At 60.0% G+C, this 19,056-nt stretch carries 15 protein-coding genes; 14 read left to right on the top strand and 1 reads right to left on the bottom strand.

The genetic code is table 11. The annotated features are described in order from the left end of the window. The first annotated feature begins 57 nt into the window (after positions 1–57). The 14 genes from uppS (at position 58) to tilS (ending at position 17,318) form a co-directional block, all read left to right on the top strand. Entirely contained in the window at positions 58–849 is a 792-nt protein-coding gene (gene uppS / locus BMX75_RS10255) for a polyprenyl diphosphate synthase (protein ID WP_092827642.1), read from the top strand. Then, entirely contained in the window at positions 842–1,645 is an 804-nt protein-coding gene (locus tag BMX75_RS10250) for a phosphatidate cytidylyltransferase (RefSeq protein WP_092827640.1), read from the top strand. The genes uppS and BMX75_RS10250 overlap by 8 nt, the downstream gene beginning before the upstream one ends. Next, a complete protein-coding gene (gene ispC, locus BMX75_RS10245; RefSeq protein ID WP_092827638.1) occupies positions 1,642–2,838 on the top strand; it encodes a 1-deoxy-D-xylulose-5-phosphate reductoisomerase in 1,197 nt (398 codons plus the stop codon). The genes BMX75_RS10250 and ispC overlap by 4 nt, the downstream gene beginning before the upstream one ends. Before the next feature lie 37 nt (positions 2,839–2,875). Beyond that, positions 2,876–4,234 (top strand): RIP metalloprotease RseP, encoded by a 1,359-nt coding sequence (gene rseP / locus BMX75_RS10240; RefSeq protein ID WP_092827636.1) that lies wholly within the window; start codon positions 2,876–2,878, stop codon positions 4,232–4,234. 100 nt (positions 4,235–4,334) lie between these two features. After that, complete coding sequence (gene bamA / locus BMX75_RS10235; RefSeq protein ID WP_422822070.1) at positions 4,335–6,677, top strand: outer membrane protein assembly factor BamA; 2,343 nt, start codon at positions 4,335–4,337, stop codon at positions 6,675–6,677. Positions 6,678–6,730: 53 nt separating this feature from the next. After that, positions 6,731–7,237, top strand: coding sequence for an OmpH/Skp family outer membrane protein (locus BMX75_RS10230; protein ID WP_092827634.1), 507 nt, complete (start codon positions 6,731–6,733; stop codon positions 7,235–7,237). A gap of 54 nt (positions 7,238–7,291) precedes the next feature. Further along, positions 7,292–8,332, top strand: coding sequence for a UDP-3-O-(3-hydroxymyristoyl)glucosamine N-acyltransferase (gene lpxD / locus BMX75_RS10225; protein WP_092827632.1), 1,041 nt, complete (start codon positions 7,292–7,294; stop codon positions 8,330–8,332). Positions 8,333–8,462: 130 nt separating this feature from the next. Continuing rightward, the gene (gene fabZ, locus BMX75_RS10220; RefSeq protein ID WP_066319472.1) at positions 8,463–8,906 is read left to right on the top strand and encodes a 3-hydroxyacyl-ACP dehydratase FabZ; all 444 of its coding nucleotides are present in this window, start codon (positions 8,463–8,465) and stop codon (positions 8,904–8,906) included. Next, positions 8,903–9,670, top strand: coding sequence for an acyl-ACP--UDP-N-acetylglucosamine O-acyltransferase (lpxA, locus tag BMX75_RS10215; RefSeq protein ID WP_092827630.1), 768 nt, complete (start codon positions 8,903–8,905; stop codon positions 9,668–9,670). The genes fabZ and lpxA overlap by 4 nt, the downstream gene beginning before the upstream one ends. A gap of 13 nt (positions 9,671–9,683) precedes the next feature. After that, positions 9,684–10,868: a lipid-A-disaccharide synthase gene (lpxB, locus tag BMX75_RS10210; RefSeq protein ID WP_092827628.1), complete on the top strand. Its 1,185-nt coding sequence runs from the start codon at positions 9,684–9,686 to the stop codon at positions 10,866–10,868. Continuing rightward, a complete protein-coding gene (gene rnhB / locus BMX75_RS10205) occupies positions 10,858–11,475 on the top strand; it encodes a ribonuclease HII (protein WP_092827626.1) in 618 nt (205 codons plus the stop codon). The genes lpxB and rnhB overlap by 11 nt, the downstream gene beginning before the upstream one ends. Before the next feature lie 35 nt (positions 11,476–11,510). Beyond that, a complete protein-coding gene (dnaE, locus tag BMX75_RS10200; protein ID WP_092827624.1) occupies positions 11,511–15,014 on the top strand; it encodes a DNA polymerase III subunit alpha in 3,504 nt (1,167 codons plus the stop codon). Between the two features lie 98 nt (positions 15,015–15,112). Beyond that, positions 15,113–16,069, top strand: coding sequence for an acetyl-CoA carboxylase carboxyl transferase subunit alpha (gene accA / locus BMX75_RS10195; RefSeq protein WP_092827622.1), 957 nt, complete (start codon positions 15,113–15,115; stop codon positions 16,067–16,069). Beyond that, a complete protein-coding gene (gene tilS, locus BMX75_RS10190; protein WP_092827620.1) occupies positions 16,050–17,318 on the top strand; it encodes a tRNA lysidine(34) synthetase TilS in 1,269 nt (422 codons plus the stop codon). The genes accA and tilS overlap by 20 nt, the downstream gene beginning before the upstream one ends. Positions 17,319–17,322: 4 nt before the next feature. On the opposite strand, the gene ppx is transcribed toward tilS, so the two are convergent. Continuing rightward, positions 17,323–18,861, bottom strand: a complete 1,539-nt coding sequence (ppx, locus tag BMX75_RS10185; protein ID WP_092827618.1) for an exopolyphosphatase — start codon at positions 18,859–18,861, stop codon at positions 17,323–17,325. Between the last annotated feature and the right edge of the window lie 195 nt (positions 18,862–19,056).

The following is a 19,056-nucleotide window of genomic DNA, read 5'->3' as shown; positions in this document are numbered from 1 at the left end:
GCCCGCTCAGCCATCTTTGAGTGGCTTTTCTATGATTGATCTTTGGTGCAAGCATTCATGACGTCACCGCAGCTCCCCGGACAACGACCGGACGATGCCAACGCGATGGAGATGGAGCAGGATTCGTTGCCGTCCCATGTGGCCATTATCATGGACGGCAACAATCGCTGGGCACGTGCGCGGGGACTTTCGGGCGCGCGCGGGCATCGCGCAGGCGTAGAGGCCGTCAGGGCGGTCATTCAGCGTGCGGCCGAGCGAGGGGTGGAAACGCTTAGCCTGTTTGCCTTCTCGAGCGAGAACTGGAAGCGGCCGGCAACGGAAGTCAATGCGCTGATGGAGCTTTTTCTGATGGCCCTCAAACGAGAGGTCAAGAAGCTGCATGAGCGTAATATCCGCCTGTCGATTATCGGCGAGCAGCGTGGTTTTTCCCATGCGATCCAGAAACATATTCAGCGTGCCGAATCGCTGACCGCCAACAATACCGGTATGCACCTGGTGATTGCCGCTAATTACGGCGGCCAATGGGATATTGCGCAGACGGCCCGCCGACTGGCCGAACAGGCGGTCGCGGGAGAGATCTCGCCATCCGCTATCGACGAAGTCAAGATGGACCAGGCAATGGGTGAGGGGGCTTATATTCCTCCCATCGATTTGTGCATTCGGACCAGCGGCGAACAGCGGTTGTCGAATTTCATGCTCTGGCAACTGGCTTATGCCGAGCTGCACTTTTCGCCGTTACTCTGGCCCGATTTCCATGCCCAGGCGTTCGATGATGCCCTGGCAGACTTCTGTTGCCGGCAACGTCGCTTCGGTATGACAGACGAACAGTTAGAGGCCCAGGGTGCTTAAGCAACGAGTGATAACCGCGGTCTGGCTAGCGCCTGTGGTGCTGGTCGGCCTGTTTGGCCTGCAAGGTGAAGGCTATGCCCTGTTCACGGCTTTCGTCATGCTGCTGGGTGCTTGGGAGTGGACCAATCTGGCAGGCGTGACTCAGACGCTGAAGCGTGCCGCGCTGGTCGTGGGTTGTGCCGCCTTGATGCTGGTGATGTGGACCAGCGGTATTGCCCAGGCCGAATGGCCACTGTGGGTTGCTGCGGTGGGCTGGCTGTTCAACCTGGTGTGGGTTACCCGCTACCCGACCCTGGCTTCCCAATGGCATTCCACGCCAGGTCGCCTATTGATGGGGCTTTGGGTGCTGTTGCCGTGCTGGGTGGGGTTCAACATTCTGCGCGAGACCGGAGCCGTGTGGCTGTTGTTCGTCCTCCTGCTCGTCTGGTCGGCGGATATTGGCGCCTACTTCGCCGGGCGCCGCTGGGGAAGGCGCAAACTGGCACCCCGGGTCAGTCCCGGCAAATCCTGGGAAGGCGTGCTGGGTGGTATGGCGGCCACGGCGCTTTTGGCGATTGGGTTCGCGTTCGCACTGTCGCTGGGAGTGGCTGAAGGGGCGGCCCTGGTGGTGATTACGCTGCTGGTCACGTTGATTTCTGTGTTGGGCGATTTACTGGAGAGCATGCTCAAGCGCTACCGGGACGTGAAGGATTCAAGCCAGCTGCTGCCTGGGCATGGCGGCGTGCTGGACCGCATTGACAGCTTGACCGCAGCGATTCCGCTGTTTGCGCTGCTCTACCTACAGGTGTTGGTATGACCTCGATAACCCGACAGCGTGTAACGGTGCTGGGCGCCACTGGCTCCGTCGGTGCCAGTACGCTTGATGTCATCGCCCGTCACCCTGATCGCTACCAGGTGCATGCGTTGACCGCGCACACCTCAAAAGAGACGCTACTCGGTCAGTGCCTGCGCTTTCGCCCTGCCGTCGCGGTTCTCGCCAACGAGACGGATGCGCGCTGGCTGCGCGCTGAGCTGCAACGGGCAAACCAACCCACCGAGGTCCTGGTGGGGCCGGAACCGCTGTGCGATGTGGCCCGCGATGCCAGTGTCGATATTGTCATGGCAGCGATAGTCGGCGCGGCGGGATTGTTGCCCTCGCTTGCCGCTGCAGAAGCGGGCAAGCGTGTGCTGCTGGCCAATAAAGAGGCGCTGGTGATGAGCGGTGCCCTCTTCATGCAGGCGGTGGCCCGCTCCGGGGCCACGCTATTACCCATTGATTCCGAACATAATGCCATCTACCAGTGTCTACCCCCAGAGCATCGGGGCGGGCTGTCACGCCATGGCGTCTCGCAATTGCTGCTGACGGCCTCTGGCGGGCCTTTTCGGACCTGGAGCGAGGCGGCCATTGCCCGGGTCACGCCTGAGCAGGCCTGCGCGCACCCCAACTGGTCGATGGGGCGTAAAATATCGGTGGACAGCGCCACCTTGATGAATAAGGGGCTAGAGCTGATCGAGGCCTGCTGGCTGTTTGATGCCCGCCCCGACCAAATTCAGGTGGTCGTGCACCCACAAAGCGTCATTCACTCGATGGCGGCTTATCATGACGGCTCCGTGCTTGCGCAACTGGGCAACCCCGATATGCGAACGCCCATCGCATATGGGCTGGCGTGGCCGGAAAGGATTGATGCGGGCGTCGAAGCGCTGGACCTTTTTCAGGTGGCACGGCTCGAGTTTGAAACCGCGGATGAAGCGCGCTTCCCGTGCCTGCCGCTGGCTCGCGAGGCGATGCGCAGCGGCGGTTTGGCGCCTGTCGTGCTTAACGCCGCCAATGAGGTGGCCGTCGAGGCTTTCCTGAATCACCGGTTGGGTTTTTTGGGCATCGCTCAGCTGGTCGAAGAGGCGCTGTCCTCGTCTGTCGACGGGTCCGCCGATTGCCTTGAAAGTATTTTATGGACCGACCAGCGCGCACGCCAGCGTGCCGCTGGATGGCTGGAACGTTGGTCCGCTTAGCCTTAGTCGACTGAGGCGCATATCGAGGAGTTTCCCTGTGGGCCTGATACAGAACATTTTAGCCGTAATCGTGGTCTTGGGGCTGCTGGTTACCTTCCATGAATTTGGTCACTTTTGGGTGGCGCGTCGCTGCGGGGTTAAAGTACTGCGCTTTTCAGTCGGGTTCGGCAAACCCTTGTGGTCGCGGGTCGACCGCCATGGCACCGAATTTGCGATTGCCGCCATTCCGCTTGGTGGGTACGTCAAGATGCTCGACGAGCGCGAGGCGCCGGTACCTGACGATCAGCTCGATCAGGCATTTAACCGTAAAAGTGTCTGGCAGCGTATTGCCGTTGTGGCAGCAGGGCCGATTGCCAACTTCCTGCTGGCAATCGTCGCCTACTGGGCGTTGTTTGTGGCGGGCACAACCGCCGTTGCGCCGATGGTCGGCGAAACATTGCCGGACTCCCCTGCCGCTGAAGCGGGGCTTGCCCACGGGGACGAGATCACCGCGATTCAGGGTGAAGCCGTCAGCAGCTGGGAGGCGATCAACCTGAAGCTGGTATCGATGATCGGTTTCAGTGGAGAGCTCACCATTGAAGCTCGCCCTCAGGGTGAGAGCAACATAGCGGTTTACCAACTTCCGTTACGCGATTACATGACCCGCCAGGATCCGCCGCAGCCGCTGGAAACACTGGGGTTGACCCCCTGGCAGCCCGATGTGCCGGCCACGCTTGGTCAGGTGATTGAAGGTGAAGCGGCCGCCGAGGCGGGCTTGCAGGTGGGTGACCGCATTATCGCGGTGGATGAAGAGCCCATTGCGGACTGGATGGCTTTCGTCAACGTAATCCGTGGCAGCCCCCATGAGGCGTTGACGGTTGAATTCGAACGAGACGGCGAACGACAACGCACGACACTGACCCCCGGTCGTAACAGTCTGGAGACAGGCGTTGAAATTGGGTACATTGGTGCGGGTGCCGAGCCTGTCGAATGGCCTGAAGAATATCAGCGCGAAATCCGCTATGGCCCAGTGGAGGCTGTAGGGCAGTCACTGTCGCGTACCGCGGACATGACTTTGTTGACCGTTGACGCCATTCGCAAGATGCTGGTGGGGCTGATATCGCCGTCCAATCTGTCTGGTCCTGTGACGATTGCCCAGATTTCAGGGGATTCGGCACGGGCGGGGCTGGAAGCATTTGTCAGCTTTCTGGCGTATCTTTCCATCAGCCTCGGGGTGTTGAACCTGCTGCCGATCCCGGTGCTGGACGGGGGGCATCTGCTTTATTATTTCCTGGAGATCGTGCGCGGGCGGCCGGTCTCCGAGCAAACCCAAGCCATCGGCTTGCGTATCGGGCTTGCCATGGTGGGCACCCTGATGCTGATGGCCCTGTATTTTGATCTGATGCGCCTCTGGTAACGACGCGTGTAGTGCCTAGGATGCCTTGTCATCTGCCTGCACAAATGTATATGGTGCCTGTTTGAATGCATAGGCAGACCAACGCGAGCGAAATGATTGCATGAAAATCAAGACCTTTGGAATGGCGGTACTCTTGCTGGCAGCTGCTAGCGGTGCCCAGGCACAATCCTTTGATGTTTCGGACATTCGTGTGGAAGGACTGCAGCGGGTTTCCGCCGCCTCGGTCTTTAATGCGTTTCCTGTCAGTGCCAATGACCAGGTGAGCGAAAGCGAACTGGCAGCGGCGGCGCGGCAACTTTTCGAAACCGGATTGTTTGAAGACGTATCGCTCGCCCGGGAAGGCGACGTGCTCGTGATACAGGTCGTCGAACGCCCCACCATTACCCAGTTGAACATCAGCGGCAACCAGCAAATCTCGGAAGATGACCTGCGGCGCGGGCTGACCGAAGCCGGGCTGGCGGAAGGCGAGGTGCTTCAACTCTCGACGCTCGAGGAAATGGAGCGTGAGCTGGAAGGCGTTTACCAGTCCCAGGGCCGCTATAGTGCAGGCATCAGAACTGACGTCGAGGAAATCGATGAAGGGCGCGTGCGCGTCAATATCGATATCAACGAAGGCGAGGTCGCCAAGATCCGCCAGATAAACATCGTCGGCAACGAGGCGTTCGACGATGAAACCCTGCTGGGTATTTTCGAGCTAGAAGACCGTCCGGGCTTTTGGTTTGGCTGGTTCTCCAAGGATGAGTATTCCCGTGAAGCGTTGTCAGGTGATATCGAGCGCTTGCGGTCATACTATCTGGATCGCGGCTACGTCAATTTTAACGTGACCTCCACACAAGTATCGATCGGTGCCGATAAGTCAGAGATATTCATTACGCTCAACGTCGACGAAGGCCAGCAGTATCGCGTCGGCGATGTGCGTTTCAGGGGGGACCTGGAAATCAGCGAGCGGGAAGCCCGGGATCTGCTCACCATCGAGCGCGGCGAGGTCTTTTCGCGTCAGGACCTGAACGCCTCCACCGAGGCGTTACGCCAACGCCTCGGGGCAGAAGGTTTTGCCTTTGCTGATGTTCAGGGCGTACCTGAAGTGGCCGGCGACGGTGAGACGGTCGATCTGGTGATCAATGTCGACCCGGGGCAGCGTGCTTACGTGCGGCGTATCGAGTTTATCGGCAATACGACCACTGATGACGAGGTGTTGCGCCGCGAAATGATCCAGATGGAAGGTGCCCCCGCTTCCACAGATTCGATTACCCAGTCTCGTCAACGCCTTCAGCGGCTCGGCTTCTTCAGTCAGGTTGAAGTCGATACCGAGCGGGTCCCCGGCGAGCCCGACAAGCTGGACGTTACCTATAACGTTGAAGAGCAGCCATCGGGCTCTGTTTCAGCCAGCGTCGGCTTCTCGCAAAGCGCGGGGGTTATATACGGGGCGGCGCTGTCGCAGAATAACTTTCTGGGCACCGGTAATCGCGTCAACATCGGGGCTCAGCGTAGTGACACCTTTACCAGCGTGAACTTCGGTTTTACCGACCCCTACTGGACACTTGACGGCATTTCGAGGGGCTATAACGTCTTCTATCGTGAAACCGACTACGAAGACTCCGATATTTCGACCTACTCCACGGATGCGTATGGTGCCGGCATTAACTTCGGCTACCCGGTTAGTGAACTGTCGCGGCTTAACTTTGGCGCCAGCGCCGAAGACCTGACGGTAAAAACCTACTTTGATACCGCCTCTGAAATTCGTCGATATGTGCAGGACGAGGGAGAAGATGCGCAAACCCTGAAGCTTAACGCCAACTGGACGCGCAATAATCTCAATCGCGGCATCATGCCCACGGCGGGCAACTACCAGCGTGTCGCCATTGAAACCGCGGCACCTGGCAGCGACACCCAATACTACAAAGCCAGCGCCCGAGCACAGCAGCTGTTTGCGCTCAGCGATGCATGGTCACTCAAGTTTACCGGTGATCTCGGCTATGCCGATGCGTTTGGAGATGACCCTTATCCGTTCTACGAGAACTTCTACGCCGGTGGCCTGGGGTCCGTGCGCGGGTTTACCTCCAATACCCTTGGGCAGCGGACGACGCCGGCGCGAGAAGGAGGACGAGATCGTACCCTTGGCGGGAACGTGCTTGTCGAAGGTAGCGCCGAAGTCATTTTCCCGATTCCGTTTGTGGAAAATCAGAACTCTTTACAGGCATCGCTGTTCATAGATGCGGGTAATACGTTCCTGTCATCCTGCTATGACGTGCTCGATGAAGATGCCAGTCGCCAACGATGTAATTCGGGCGTTGATCTTGGCGATCTACGCTACAGCGCCGGGGTAGGATTATCCTGGCTGACGCCGGTGGGTCCGTTGACCTTTGCGGTGGCTGAGCCTCTGAACGAAGAGAGTGGGGATGACACCCAGTTCTTCCAGTTCTCGTTAGGCCAGTCATTCTAACGAGTTGAGATGCGCTGCAAGGCGCATCCCTTTTACAAAAAGGAGTTATGACCATGCTTAAGCTCACTGGGGTCGTTTGTCTGTTGGGTGCCATGGTGTTATCCGCGCAGGCTCAGGCGGACGAGGTGGCTGTTCTTGACTGGCGTGCAGCATTGATGAACACCGATTCCGCTCAATCCTCGATCAGTCGGCTGGAAAGCGAGATTGGTAACCAGCAGCGCGAAGCTGAAAGCCTGGGCAGCGAATTGCAGGGCTTGCAGGAACGCTTGCAGAGTGAAGGCGAGACGATGTCCGAGGCTCAGCGTGAATCGCTGATTGCTGAACTGCAGGAAAAAGGGCGCCGTTTTGAGCAGCTGCGCCAGCAAATTGGTCAGGCGCAGCAACGCTCAGAGCAACAGTTCCTTGAAGGCGCCGAACCCAAGCTGGAACAGGCAGTTGAACAAGTGATTGATCGACACGGTATTGAAGTCTTGGTTGAGCCCCAAGGCGTGCTGCATTCATCCAGGGACTTGCCCAACGTGACGGATGAGGTCACGCAGATTTTTAACTCGCTCAACTAAAATACCCATAATGCTCGGTGCGGCTCAGCCGCACCAAAGGTTCCTTGGCCGCCCATGACCCACGCTTCTCACGACCTAACGCTTGCGGATATTGCCCGCCACTTGAACGTTGCCTTTGAGGGTGACGGGAGCCAGCCCATCAGAGGCTTGGCGACCTTGAAAGACGCCCAGGCCGATCAGGTGGCTTTTTTGGCGAATCGTGCCTACCTGAAAGATCTGGCCGTGACGCAGGCAGCGGCGGTTCTGCTCCACCCAGAGCATGGCAAAAGCTGCCCCGTCCCACGCCTGGAAATCGATAACCCTTATTTGGGTTATGCCACACTCTCCCAGCTTTTCGATCCCTTGCCTGCCCGCGATATACCGGGAATTCACCCAAGTGCGGTTGTCGCGGAAAGCGCTACGCTTGGGGAGGGCGTCAGTGTGCAGGCCAATGCGGTCATTGAAGAAGGGGTTGTGCTGGGTGACGACGTGATCATTGGCGCGGGCAGCATGGTGGGCGCCGACAGTATTATCGGTGAAGGAACGCGTTTACACGCCAACGTCACCGTTTGCCATGGCGTGGTGATAGGCAAGCGGGCCATCCTGCAGAGCGGCTGTGTGATCGGCGGGGACGGGTTTGGCTTTGCCCACGATGGCGGCCAATGGCACAAGATTGCTCAATTGGGCGGCGTGGTGCTGGGCGACGACGTCGAGGTTGGCAGTTGCTCAAGTATCGACCGAGGGGCGCTTGGCAATACCGTGATCGGTAATGATGTAAAGATCGACAGCCAGGTGCAGATTGCCCATAACGTCACGGTCGGCGACCACAGTGCGCTAGCCGGCTGCGTGGGTATTGCTGGCTCTACCCATGTGGGGCGTCACTGCATGCTGGGGGGCGGCGTTGGCCTTTCAGGCCACCTGACGATCTGCGATGGTGTCCAGGTGACCGGTATGAGCCTGGTGACCAACTCCATTCACGAACCCGGCGTTTATTCTTCTGGCACAGGTGCCATGAACAATGCTCAATGGCGAAAAAATGCCGTTCGTTTTAAACAGCTTGATGAGATTGCCAAGCGGTTGTCCCGCTTGGAAAAAAATCACCGCGGCCAGTCGTGACTGTGTGAATATGGCAGTGGGCCGGTTGAGGCTCATCCCCAGCACGTTATAATCCACTGCTTTTTGATCGGCCTGCGTGCCGATGTTTGCCTGATGTAACAGGTGTTTTGTCTTTTTAGAGGTCGCTACGATGGTTATGGATATTAACGAAATTCGCGAGTACTTGCCGCACCGCTACCCGTTTTTGCTGGTCGATCGGGTAACGCAGCTAACCAAGGGCGAATCCATCGTTGCGTACAAAAACGTCAGCATCAACGAGCCGTTTTTTAACGGCCATTTCCCCCACCATCCCATCATGCCGGGCGTTCTGGTGATCGAAGCGCTGGCCCAGGCCTGCGGTATCCTGGGGTTTAAAACGGTTAACAAGCTCCCCGCCGATGGCTATGTGTATTATTTGGTGGGGAGTGATAAGGTACGCTTCAAGCGTCCGGTGATGCCTGGCGATCAGATGATACTTGAAGCCGATGTTATTCGTGGCAAACGGGGCATCTGGAAATTCGCCTGCCGGGCGACGGTGGATGGTGAACTGGCCTGCGAAGCAGAGATTATTTGTGCCGAGAGGAAAGTAGCTTGATACACCCTACTGCCCTTGTTGATCCCGCCGCGCGGCTTGCCGACGACGTTGAGGTCGGCCCTTTTAGTGTGATTGGCCCGGATGTCACCATTGGTGCGGGGTCGGTGGTCGGTCCCCATGTGGTGGTCAAGGGGCCGACAACCCTGGGTGAGCGCACGCGTATTTTCCAGTTTGCCTCCGTGGGTGAGGATTGTCAGGATAAAAAGTACGCGGGCGAGCCGACGCGTTTGGTAATGGGCGATGACAACGTCATTCGCGAAGGGGCCACCTTGCACCGCGGCACGATTCAGGACCGCGGCGAAACCACCATCGGGTCGCGCAACCTGATCATGGCGTATGTGCATGTGGGCCACGATTGCGTGATTGGCGATGACTGTATTCTGGCCAATCAGGTCACCTTGGCCGGTCACGTGACGGTCGGCAATTTTGCCATTCTGGGTGGTTTGGCAGCGGTTCATCAGTTTTGTTATTTCGGTGACCATGCCATGGCAGGCGGTGGTTCGATCATCACCAAGGATACGCCCGCTTACGTGATGATCAATGGCAACCCTGCTGAAGCTCGCGGACTCAATCTGGTGGGGCTCAAGCGCCGTGGTTTCAGTAGTGAAGCCATCAACGCCTTGAGCACTTCCTACAAATTGGTGTACCGGCAGGGCTTGACGGTGGAGCAGGCGCTTGCCGAAATGCGCCGCCAGTTCTCAATTCCTGAAGTGTCCCACTTCGCTGATTCCATCGAGCGTTCAACGCGCGGCATTACCCGCTAACCGGCGGTTTTTCATGGAACCACGGCGCATTTACCTGGTGGCAGGCGAGCTTTCCGGCGATATCCTCGGCGCGGGGCTGATGCGCGAACTCAATGCGCGCCACCCGGACGTTGAATTTCGTGGTATCGGCGGCCCACGCATGCAAGCCCAGGGCCTCAATAGTCGATTTCCCCTCGAAACCCTATCAGTCATGGGCCTGGTGGAAGTCATCAAGCACCTGCCTGAGCTGATTCGTGTGCGCCGGACGCTACGCGAAGAAGCCATCGCCTGGCAGCCGGACATCATGATCGGCATTGATGCCCCCGACTTCAATATTGGCCTTGAGAAACAGCTTCGCGAGACGGGCATAACGACGGCACATTATGTCAGCCCGTCGGTGTGGGCATGGCGGCAAGGGCGGGTAAAGAAGATTGCCAAAGCCGTGGATGGCATGCTGACACTGTTGCCCTTTGAAGCGGCCTTCTATCTCCGTCACCAAGTGCCGGTTGCCTTTGTTGGCCACCCGTTGGCCGACGAGCTGCCCCTCGAGAATGACCGTTCCAGCACCCGTCAGTCGCTCGGTCTGGACGAGCAGGCGCCGGTGCTGGCGCTGCTGCCTGGTTCACGCAGCAACGAAATACGCTTTTTGGGCGCGACCTTCATGCAAGCCGCCGAGCAGCTTTGCCAGCAGCATGGCGCGCTCCAGGTGGTGATTCCGGCGGCCAGCGCACAGCGGCGTGACGAAATAGCTCAGCTCTTGGAAACCTTCCCGGTGCTTGGCGAGCGCGCGGTGTTACTCGACGGCCAGGCCCGCGAGGCAATGGTGGCAAGCGACGCCGTGCTCCTGGCGTCAGGCACCGCCGCACTGGAAGCCATGCTTTGCCACCGCGCCATGGTGGTGGCCTACAAAATGGCCCCGGTGACACACTGGCTGGCCAAGCGGTTGGTCAAGACATCCTGGGTGTCATTACCCAACCTGATTGCCCAGCAGTCGATAGTGCCTGAACTGATCCAGGACGATGCCTCACCCGAGGCCATTGCCGAGCAGCTCAGCGCGCTATTGAGCGACGACCCAGGGCGGCACGCACTGGAAGCCCGCTTTGCTTCAATGCACCAGGCGCTTCAGCGCAATGCCAGTCGCCGGGCGGCAGATGCCATCGACGCGCTGGTCGCCGGTCAGCCACTAGCCGCACAGGATGACAGCATTGATGGGTGTTAAAGTGACCGACCTTCCACCGTTGCAGATTGACTATACCGGTCAGCGCCTGGCGGGAGTGGATGAAGTGGGCAGGGGGCCCTTGGTGGGCAGTGTGGTGGCCGCCGCCGTAATCCTGGATCCTGCCAGGCCCATCGACGGGCTGACCGACTCCAAAAAGCTGACGGCGCGCAAACGCGAAGCGCTGGACAGTCTGATTCGCGAGCGCGCACTGGCATTCACGGTGGCCGAGGCCAGTGCCGCGGAAGTGGATCAGCTCAATATCTACCACGCCACGCACCTGGCCATGCGCCGGGCTATCGATGGCCTGGTGCCGGCGGCGGAATACCTGCTGGTGGACGGCAACCGGCTACCCGGGCATGCGCTGCCCGGTCAGGCGGTCGTCAAAGGCGATGCCCGGCATCCGGCAATAGCGGCGGCGTCTATTCTGGCCAAGGTCGCCCGGGATGCCCAAATGGTTGCCCTGGATATGCGCTACCCTGAGTATGGGTTTGCGCGCCACAAGGGCTATCCGACCAAAGAGCACCTTTCGGCGCTTGCGGTTCATGGACCATTGGCCGACCATCGCCGAAGCTTTGCACCAGTGCAGCGCCAGTTAGCCCTGCTGTAGCCTTTCTATTATTTAGCGTTTTTACCGAGAGTCTCATGACGGTTCCGTTCGTTCATCTACGTTTGCACAGTGAATATTCCCTGGTCGATGGCTTGGTCAAGCTCAAGTCGCTGGTCAGTACGACCGCTGAGCGCGGGATGCCAGCGCTGGCGCTGACCGACGAAGCCAACCTGTTTGGTCTGGTAAAGTTTTACAAATCCGCCCAGGGCGCGGGCTTAAAGCCCATTATCGGCAGCGACTTGTGGCTGCATAATCCCCACGACGAGGCGCACCCCTACCGACTGACGCTGCTGGCGATGAACGATGTCGGTTACCGCAATTTGACCGAACTGATTTCCAGAGGCTGGACCGACGGCCAGCGGCAGGGCCGCGCCATTCTGGATAAGCAGTGGGTACTGTCGCAAAGTGAAGGGCTGATTGCGCTGTCTGGGGCGCGAGAGGGAGAAATAGGCCGCCACCTGCTTTCCGACCACGAGCGCGAAGCACGTGGGCTGCTGGCGGAGTGGCAGCAGGCCTTCCCCGACCGCTTCTACCTTGAACTCATCCGCACCGGGCGGCCCCTGGAAGAGGACTGTGTGCATGCCAGCGTGAAACTGGCGATTGACACCCAGACACCGGTGGTGGCCACCAACGATGTACGCTTCCTTGAGCGTGACGACTATTGGGCCCATGAAACCCGCGTGGCGATCGGCGAAGGCAAGGCGCTTGATGACCCGCGTCGCGAGCGGCGTTATACCGAAGAGCAATACCTGAAAAGCCCCGAGGAGATGGCCGAGCTGTTTGCCGACATTCCCGAGGCCCTTGAAAACAGCGTGATGATCGCCGAGCGCTGCAGCGTCGACGTGCGCCTGGGCGAGATATTCCTGCCCGAGTTCGGCATTCCGGAGGGGATGACCCAGGACGAATTTTTCCGCAAGGTGTCCCACGATGGCCTGACGAACCGGCTGGATTTTCTGTACCCCGCCGAGCGTTACCCGCGGGACGGGGAGGAGTACCAGGCGATCGACCAGCGCTACCGGGAGCGGCTCGATTTCGAACTGAACATCATCATCCAGATGGGCTTTCCCGGCTACTTCCTGATCGTGATGGACTTTATCCAGTGGGCCAAGGACAACAACGTGCCGGTGGGGCCAGGGCGCGGTTCCGGCGCGGGGTCGCTGGTGGCCTACGCGCAGAAGATCACCGACCTGGATCCCATCGGCTACGACCTGCTTTTCGAGCGGTTCCTGAACCCCGAGCGGGTTTCCATGCCTGACTTTGACGTCGACTTCTGCATGGAGAAGCGTGACAAGGTCATCGAGTACGTGGCCGAGCGCTATGGGCGTGATGCGGTATCGCAGATTGTCACCTTTGGCACCATGGCCGCCAAGGCGGTGGTGCGTGACGTCGCTCGCGCCCAGGGCAAGCCCTATTCGCTGGGTGACAAGCTCTCCAAGCTGATCCCCTTCGAAGTGGGCATGACGCTGGACAAGGCGATCGAGCAGGAAGCGGCGCTGAAAGAATTTATCGACAGCGATGATGAAGCCGAGGAAATCTGGGAAATGGCCCTCAAGCTGGAGGGCACCACCCGGGGCACCGGCAAGCACGCCGGTGGCGTGGTGATCGCACCCACCAAGCTCACCGATTTCTCGCCGCTGCTCTGCGACGAGGACGGTTCCGGCCTGATGGTGCAGTTCGATAAAAACGACATCGAAGAAGCCGGGCTGGTGAAGTTCGACTTTCTGGGGCTGCGCACGCTGACCATCATCGACTGGGCGCTGGAAATGGTCGACAAGGTGCGTGACGCCAATAACCAGGAACCCCTCAATATCGACGCCATTCCCCTGGATGATGGCAAAACCTTCGAGATGCTCAAGCGTGCCGAGACCACGGCGGTGTTCCAGTTGGAATCCCGCGGCATGAAGGAACTGATCAAGCGCCTGCTGCCCGATTCCCTCGACGACATGATCGCCCTGGTGGCGCTGTTCCGCCCCGGCCCGCTGCAGTCGGGCATGGTGGACGACTTCATCAACCGCAAGCACGGCCGTGCGGAAGTATCTTATCCACACCCGGATTACCAGCACGAGCTGTTGAAACCGGTGCTGGCGCCCACCTACGGCATCATCCTGTACCAGGAACAGGTCATGCAGATCGCCCAGGTGATGGCGGGCTATACGCTCGGCCAGGCCGACATGCTGCGCCGGGCGATGGGCAAGAAAAAGCCTGAGGAAATGGCCAAGCAGCGCGCTGGCTTCATGGAAGGCTGCGCGGCCAACGGTATCGATAAAGACCTGGCGGGCAATATCTTCGATCTGGTGGAGAAATTCGCCGGTTACGGCTTCAACAAGTCGCACTCGGCGGCCTACGCGCTGGTCTCGTACCAGACCGCCTGGCTCAAGGCGCACTACCCCGGGCCTTTCATGGCGGCGGTGATGTCCACGGAAATGGACAATCTGGATAAGGTCGTACCGCTGATTGAAGAGTGTCGCAACCTCAAGCTGACGGTGACCCCGCCGGATGTCAATGTGGGCGGCTACAAGTTCACCGTCGATATCGAAGGTCGCGTGGTGTATGGGCTGGGGGCGATTCGCGGCGTGGGCGAAGGCCCCATTGGCGCGATTGTCGATGCCCGGGAAGCGGGCGGCGCGTTCACCGATCTCTTTGATTTCTGCAAGCGTATCGACCCCAAGCGCATGAACAAACGCACGCTGGAAGCGCTGATCCGCTCCGGCGCGCTGGATAACCTGGGGCCCAATCGCGCCGTGCTCGCCGCGGCCATGGAAGATGCCCTCAAGGCCGCCGCGCAAAATCACGCCAACCAGAACCTGGGCATGCTGGATATGTTCGGCGAGGCATTTACCGCCGAAGAAGAGGCGGTCGATGTTTACGCTGAATACCGCCACGTCCGCGAATGGACCGACCGCGAGCGGTTGTCCGGCGAGAAAGAGACGCTCGGCCTCTACCTGACCGGCCACCCGATTGACGAGTACGAGGGTGAACTAAAACGCTTTGTATCGACGCGGATCAGCGATTTAAAAGCGTCATGGGAGCCCCAGCGGATCGCCGGTCTGGTAGTGGCCATGCGCACCATGAAATCAAAGCGCGGTGATACCATGGCGTTCATTACCCTGGATGACCGTACCGGACGCATCGAGGCCTCGCTGTTTGGCGAGCTGTTCGAACAAGTGCGTGGGCAAATCGCCGCCGACGAAGTGGTGATTGTCGAAGGCGAGGTGTCCAACGATGACTTCTCCGGCGGGCTCAAGCTGCGCGGCAAGGAGGTTACCCCCATGGTGGCGGCGCGCACCCGCTTTGGCCAGGCAGTGGAGTTGGCGCTGGATGCCCAGCAGCTCAACGGCCGTCTGGTGGAGAGCCTGCGCGCCAGCCTGTCGCCATTTCGCGACGAGGCCGGGTTACCCGTTCGCCTGCAGTATCGCCACCCCGATGCCGTGGGCTGGCTGGAACTGGCGGATGAATGGAAAGTTGCCCCCAGCGATGATTTGCTGCTGACCCTGCGCGATGTGCAGGGTCAGGTGGGGGTTCAGCTACGCTACAAGTAGACGCGTTCCGCGTGGCGCCTTGCGTGGTAGGGTCAGGGTGCGATAATGGTGTTATCCATGCGCGTTTCGACAAGGCTTATTTTTAACAGGCAGAGCCGATGAATCCTAATTATCTCGATTTTGAACAGCCCATTGCCGAACTTCAGGCAAAAATTGAAGAGCTGCGTTTGGTCAGCTCCGATAGCCAGGTCAACCTTTCCGATGAAATCGCCCGGCTGGAAGAGAAAAGCCGCAAGCTGACGGAGTCGATTTTCAAGGATTTGACCCCCTGGCAGGTGTCCCAGCTGTCGCGCCATCCCCAGCGCCCCTATACGCTGGATTACCTTGAACATATCTTCAGCGACTTTGACGAGCTGCATGGTGATCGCAACTTCGGCGATGATGCGGCGCTCGTCGGTGGGGTGGCGCGCCTGAATGACAAGCCGGTCATGGTGATTGGCCATCAAAAGGGCCGTGACGTCAAAGAAAAGGTCCGCCGTAATTTTGGCATGCCGCGCCCGGAAGGCTATCGCAAGGCCTGTCGACTGATGGAAATGGCCGAGCGCTTCAAGATGCCGGTGCTGACCTTTATCGACACGCCGGGGGCCTACCCGGGGATCGACGCCGAGGAGCGTGGTCAGTCGGAAGCCATTGCCTATAACCTGGCGGTGATGTCGCGCCTGAAAACGCCGATTATCTCCACGGTGGTCGGTGAGGGCGGCTCCGGCGGCGCGCTGGCGATAGGCGTTTGCGATGAGCTGCAGATGCTGCAGTACTCGACCTATTCGGTGATTTCCCCGGAAGGTTGCGCGTCGATTCTGTGGAAGAGTGCCGAAAAAGCCTCCGAGGCGGCCCAGGCCATGGGCATCACCGCTGAGCGACTCAAGGAGCTGGGTTTCGTTGACTCCCTGATCAAGGAGCCGCTGGGTGGCGCGCACCGGCATCCGGTGACAACGTCAGAGCGCGTCAAGGAAGCGCTGGTGGCGAGCATTGATCGGCTGCAACAGATGGATACTGAGGCGCTCCTGGCGCGCCGCTATGACCGCCTGATGAGCTATGGCGCCCCAGCCGCCTGAATCGCTGGTTGGCCCGCTCAATGACGCCCTGGTGGAAACCCCACCGGGGCGCTCTATTTGGGTGGCCGTTTCCGGCGGGCTGGATTCGTCGCTGCTTCTGACACTGGCTGCGGACGTCTGCCAAAAGGCCCAGCGTTCGCTGCGGGCGCTGCACGTCAACCATGCCCTGCAACCCGCCGCCGAAGCGTTTGAAGCGCACTGCCAGACGTTGTGTGCCAGGCTCGACGTGCCCCTCACGGTGGCCAGGGTGACGGTGGAACGTCAAGGAGAGGGGATCGAAGGCGCTGCTCGGCGGGCGCGCCTGTCCGCCTTCCAGCAGCATGTTCCGCCGGGCGATACGCTGTGGCTGGCCCAGCATCAGAACGATCAGGCTGAAACGCTGCTGCTGGCCATGATGCGCGGTAGCGGGATTCGCGGACTGGCTGCCATGCCCTATCGCCGTGACTGGCAGGGCATCACCCTGTTGCGCCCCTGGCTTGATATCGGTCGTGATCAGCTCGCCGAAACGGCCAGGGTCATGCAACTGGCCTGGTGCGCCGACCCGACCAATGATGACGTTGCCCTGGACCGCAACCTGCTGCGCCACCAGGTAGTGCCGCGACTTGAAGCGCGCTGGCCGGGCGCTTGCCGGGCGCTTTCGCAAAGCGCCCGGCAAGCGGGGGAAGCCGACGATCTGTTGGCTGCCTACGCGGCCGAGGAGCTGCAGACCCTGCAAGAGGAGGACGGGGGACTGAACGTGGCGGCGTTGCGCTCGCGGGACCGCCCCCGCCAGCGCCTGCTGGTGCGCACATGGTGCCAGCAGGCGGGCTTGCCCACGCCCCCGCGTGAGCGTCTGAAAACCCTGCTTGACCAACTGATGGCCGGGCGTGACGCCCAGGTGCGCGTCACTTGGCCGGGGGCCGACGCCCGGGTGTGGCGTGAGCGGTTATTTATCATGCTGCCTTTCGAGCGCCCGCCACCCTGGCAAACCACCTGGAACGGCCAACCGGGCATCGAGACGCCGCTGGGGCCGCTTGGGCTGGCGCTCGAGACCGACCAGCCGGTAACGCTGCGCTGGCGCCAGGGGGGCGAGGTGATGCGTCTGCCTGGGCGGGGGCACCGGACGGTCAAGCGGCTTTTGCAAGAAGCCCGGTTACCTCCCTGGCAGCGCGAGTGGGTCGTCTTGGTCATGCGAGGAGACGAGTGTCTGGGGGTGGTTCAACTGCCCGCCACATTACTGTGGCGGGCGGAAGGCGTGACGTTTGGCTAATCGATCACTCCACGAGGTTTAGCTTGAACCCCGCCGTTTCCATGTAACCTTGTTCCTGTTCCAGGTCAGTGCTCAGCAGCGTTGGTTCGTCGCTCTCGGGTAGTTTGATCGTCAGTTGATCCGCGTCGGCGCTTACCTCGGGGAGCGGCGGGGCCTGTTCAGGCCGTGAATGGTTGAACAACACCGCCAGCCGCAGTAGGCGTGCCAGTTTGGCGCTTTGTGCCTGCTGGTTGTTAGGCAGTGCCTGCCACTCCTTGAGCGGAAATTTACGCCGGTGGGCGCGGACCAGAAACGCCAGCAACTGCTGCTCGGGGCGTGAAAAGCCGGCCAGGTCCGAATGTTCGAGCAGGTAGGCGCCATGGCGGTGAAATTGGCTGTGGGAAATCGCCAGGCCAATTTCATGCACGTGACTCGCCCAGCGCAGGTAACGCCTGAGCGAGTCGCTCAGCGACCAGTCATGGTGCAGGGCATCAAATAGTCGGCTGGCGGTATCCGCGACGTTGTCCGCCTGTCGACTGTCCACGTCATAGGTGCGCTTGAGCACGTCGAGGCTTTTCGAGCGGGTGTCTTCGGCACTATTGCGCCCCGCCATGTCGTACAGCACTCCTTCCCGGAGGGCCCCATCGGCAAAGCGCATCTGTTCAAGGTCAAAGGCTTCGAAAACAGCGCTCAGAATGGCTGTCCCGGCAGGAAACACCTTGGCGCGGTCGGATTTCAAGCCGTCGAGCTCGACCTTGTCGAGGCGTTTGCACTTGATGAGCCGTTCGCGCAGCTTTTTTAAGCCGCCGCGGGTAATCACACCCTCCTGGGTCGTGTCGCCGTAGGCGAAGAGCACGCTGGCCGCCGCCTTGATGGTACCGCTGGAGCCCACTGGGTCGTCCCAGCCCAGGCGCTGGTAGGGGCGCTGAATATTGGCCAGCTCCGAGAGCGCGGCCAGCTCCGCACGGCGCATGCGCTTTTCGCTGAGCTCGCCTTCGGGGAAAAAGCGCCGCGAAAAGGTCACGCAGCCCATGCGCAGACTTTCCAGCGCTCTGGGCTCGAAGGCCTCGCCAATGATGAACTCGGTGGACCCGCCGCCGATATCGACAATCAAGCGGCGACCGTTTTCCGCCAGGGCATGGGCGGCGCCCAGGTAGATCAGGCGAGCCTCTTCGCGACCGGCAATAATCTCGATGGGGTGGCCAAGCTGGGCCTCGGCGCGTTCGATGAAGGCCTGGCTGTTATGCGCATCGCGCAGCGCGTTGGTGCCCACGATACGCAGATTTTGTTGAGTGATACCGGTAAGGAACGGCGCAAAGCGTCCCAAACAATCCAGCGCCCGTTGAATGGCGGCCTCGCTGAGCTGGCCTTCCTCATCCAAACCGGCGGCAAGCTGGACCTTTTCGCCGAGGCGTGCCACGACTTGAAGGCGCTCATTCTGGTAGTTGGCCACCAGCAAATGAAAGCTGTTCGACCCCATGTCGATGGCCGCTAAACGTTGGGGTGCCCCGTTTTCGGCCGCTGTGTCAGCGGCGTCAGTGGGGAGCGAAATGTCCTTGGGCATGAGCTATCCTTCGTGTTGACTGACCCAAGGTTGCGGGGGGCTTTATTTATTGTCAATTGCCAAAAGCTTGCGTTTGACGCGGGGGTTGACTAACATCGAGCTACTGGCTTGATACGACCGGATTTACCCATATATAACCCAGGTCGCCCCAGGCATTATTCAGCGCTGTAATTGGCGCGACTGGGCGGTGAAGTT

This window comes from Vreelandella subterranea (genome assembly GCF_900111305.1).
In the GTDB taxonomy this organism is placed as follows: Bacteria; Pseudomonadota; Gammaproteobacteria; order Pseudomonadales; family Halomonadaceae; genus Vreelandella; species Vreelandella subterranea.
The sequence above is the reverse complement of the archived record's forward strand: the minus strand, read 5'-3'. Positions and strand labels throughout refer to the sequence as shown.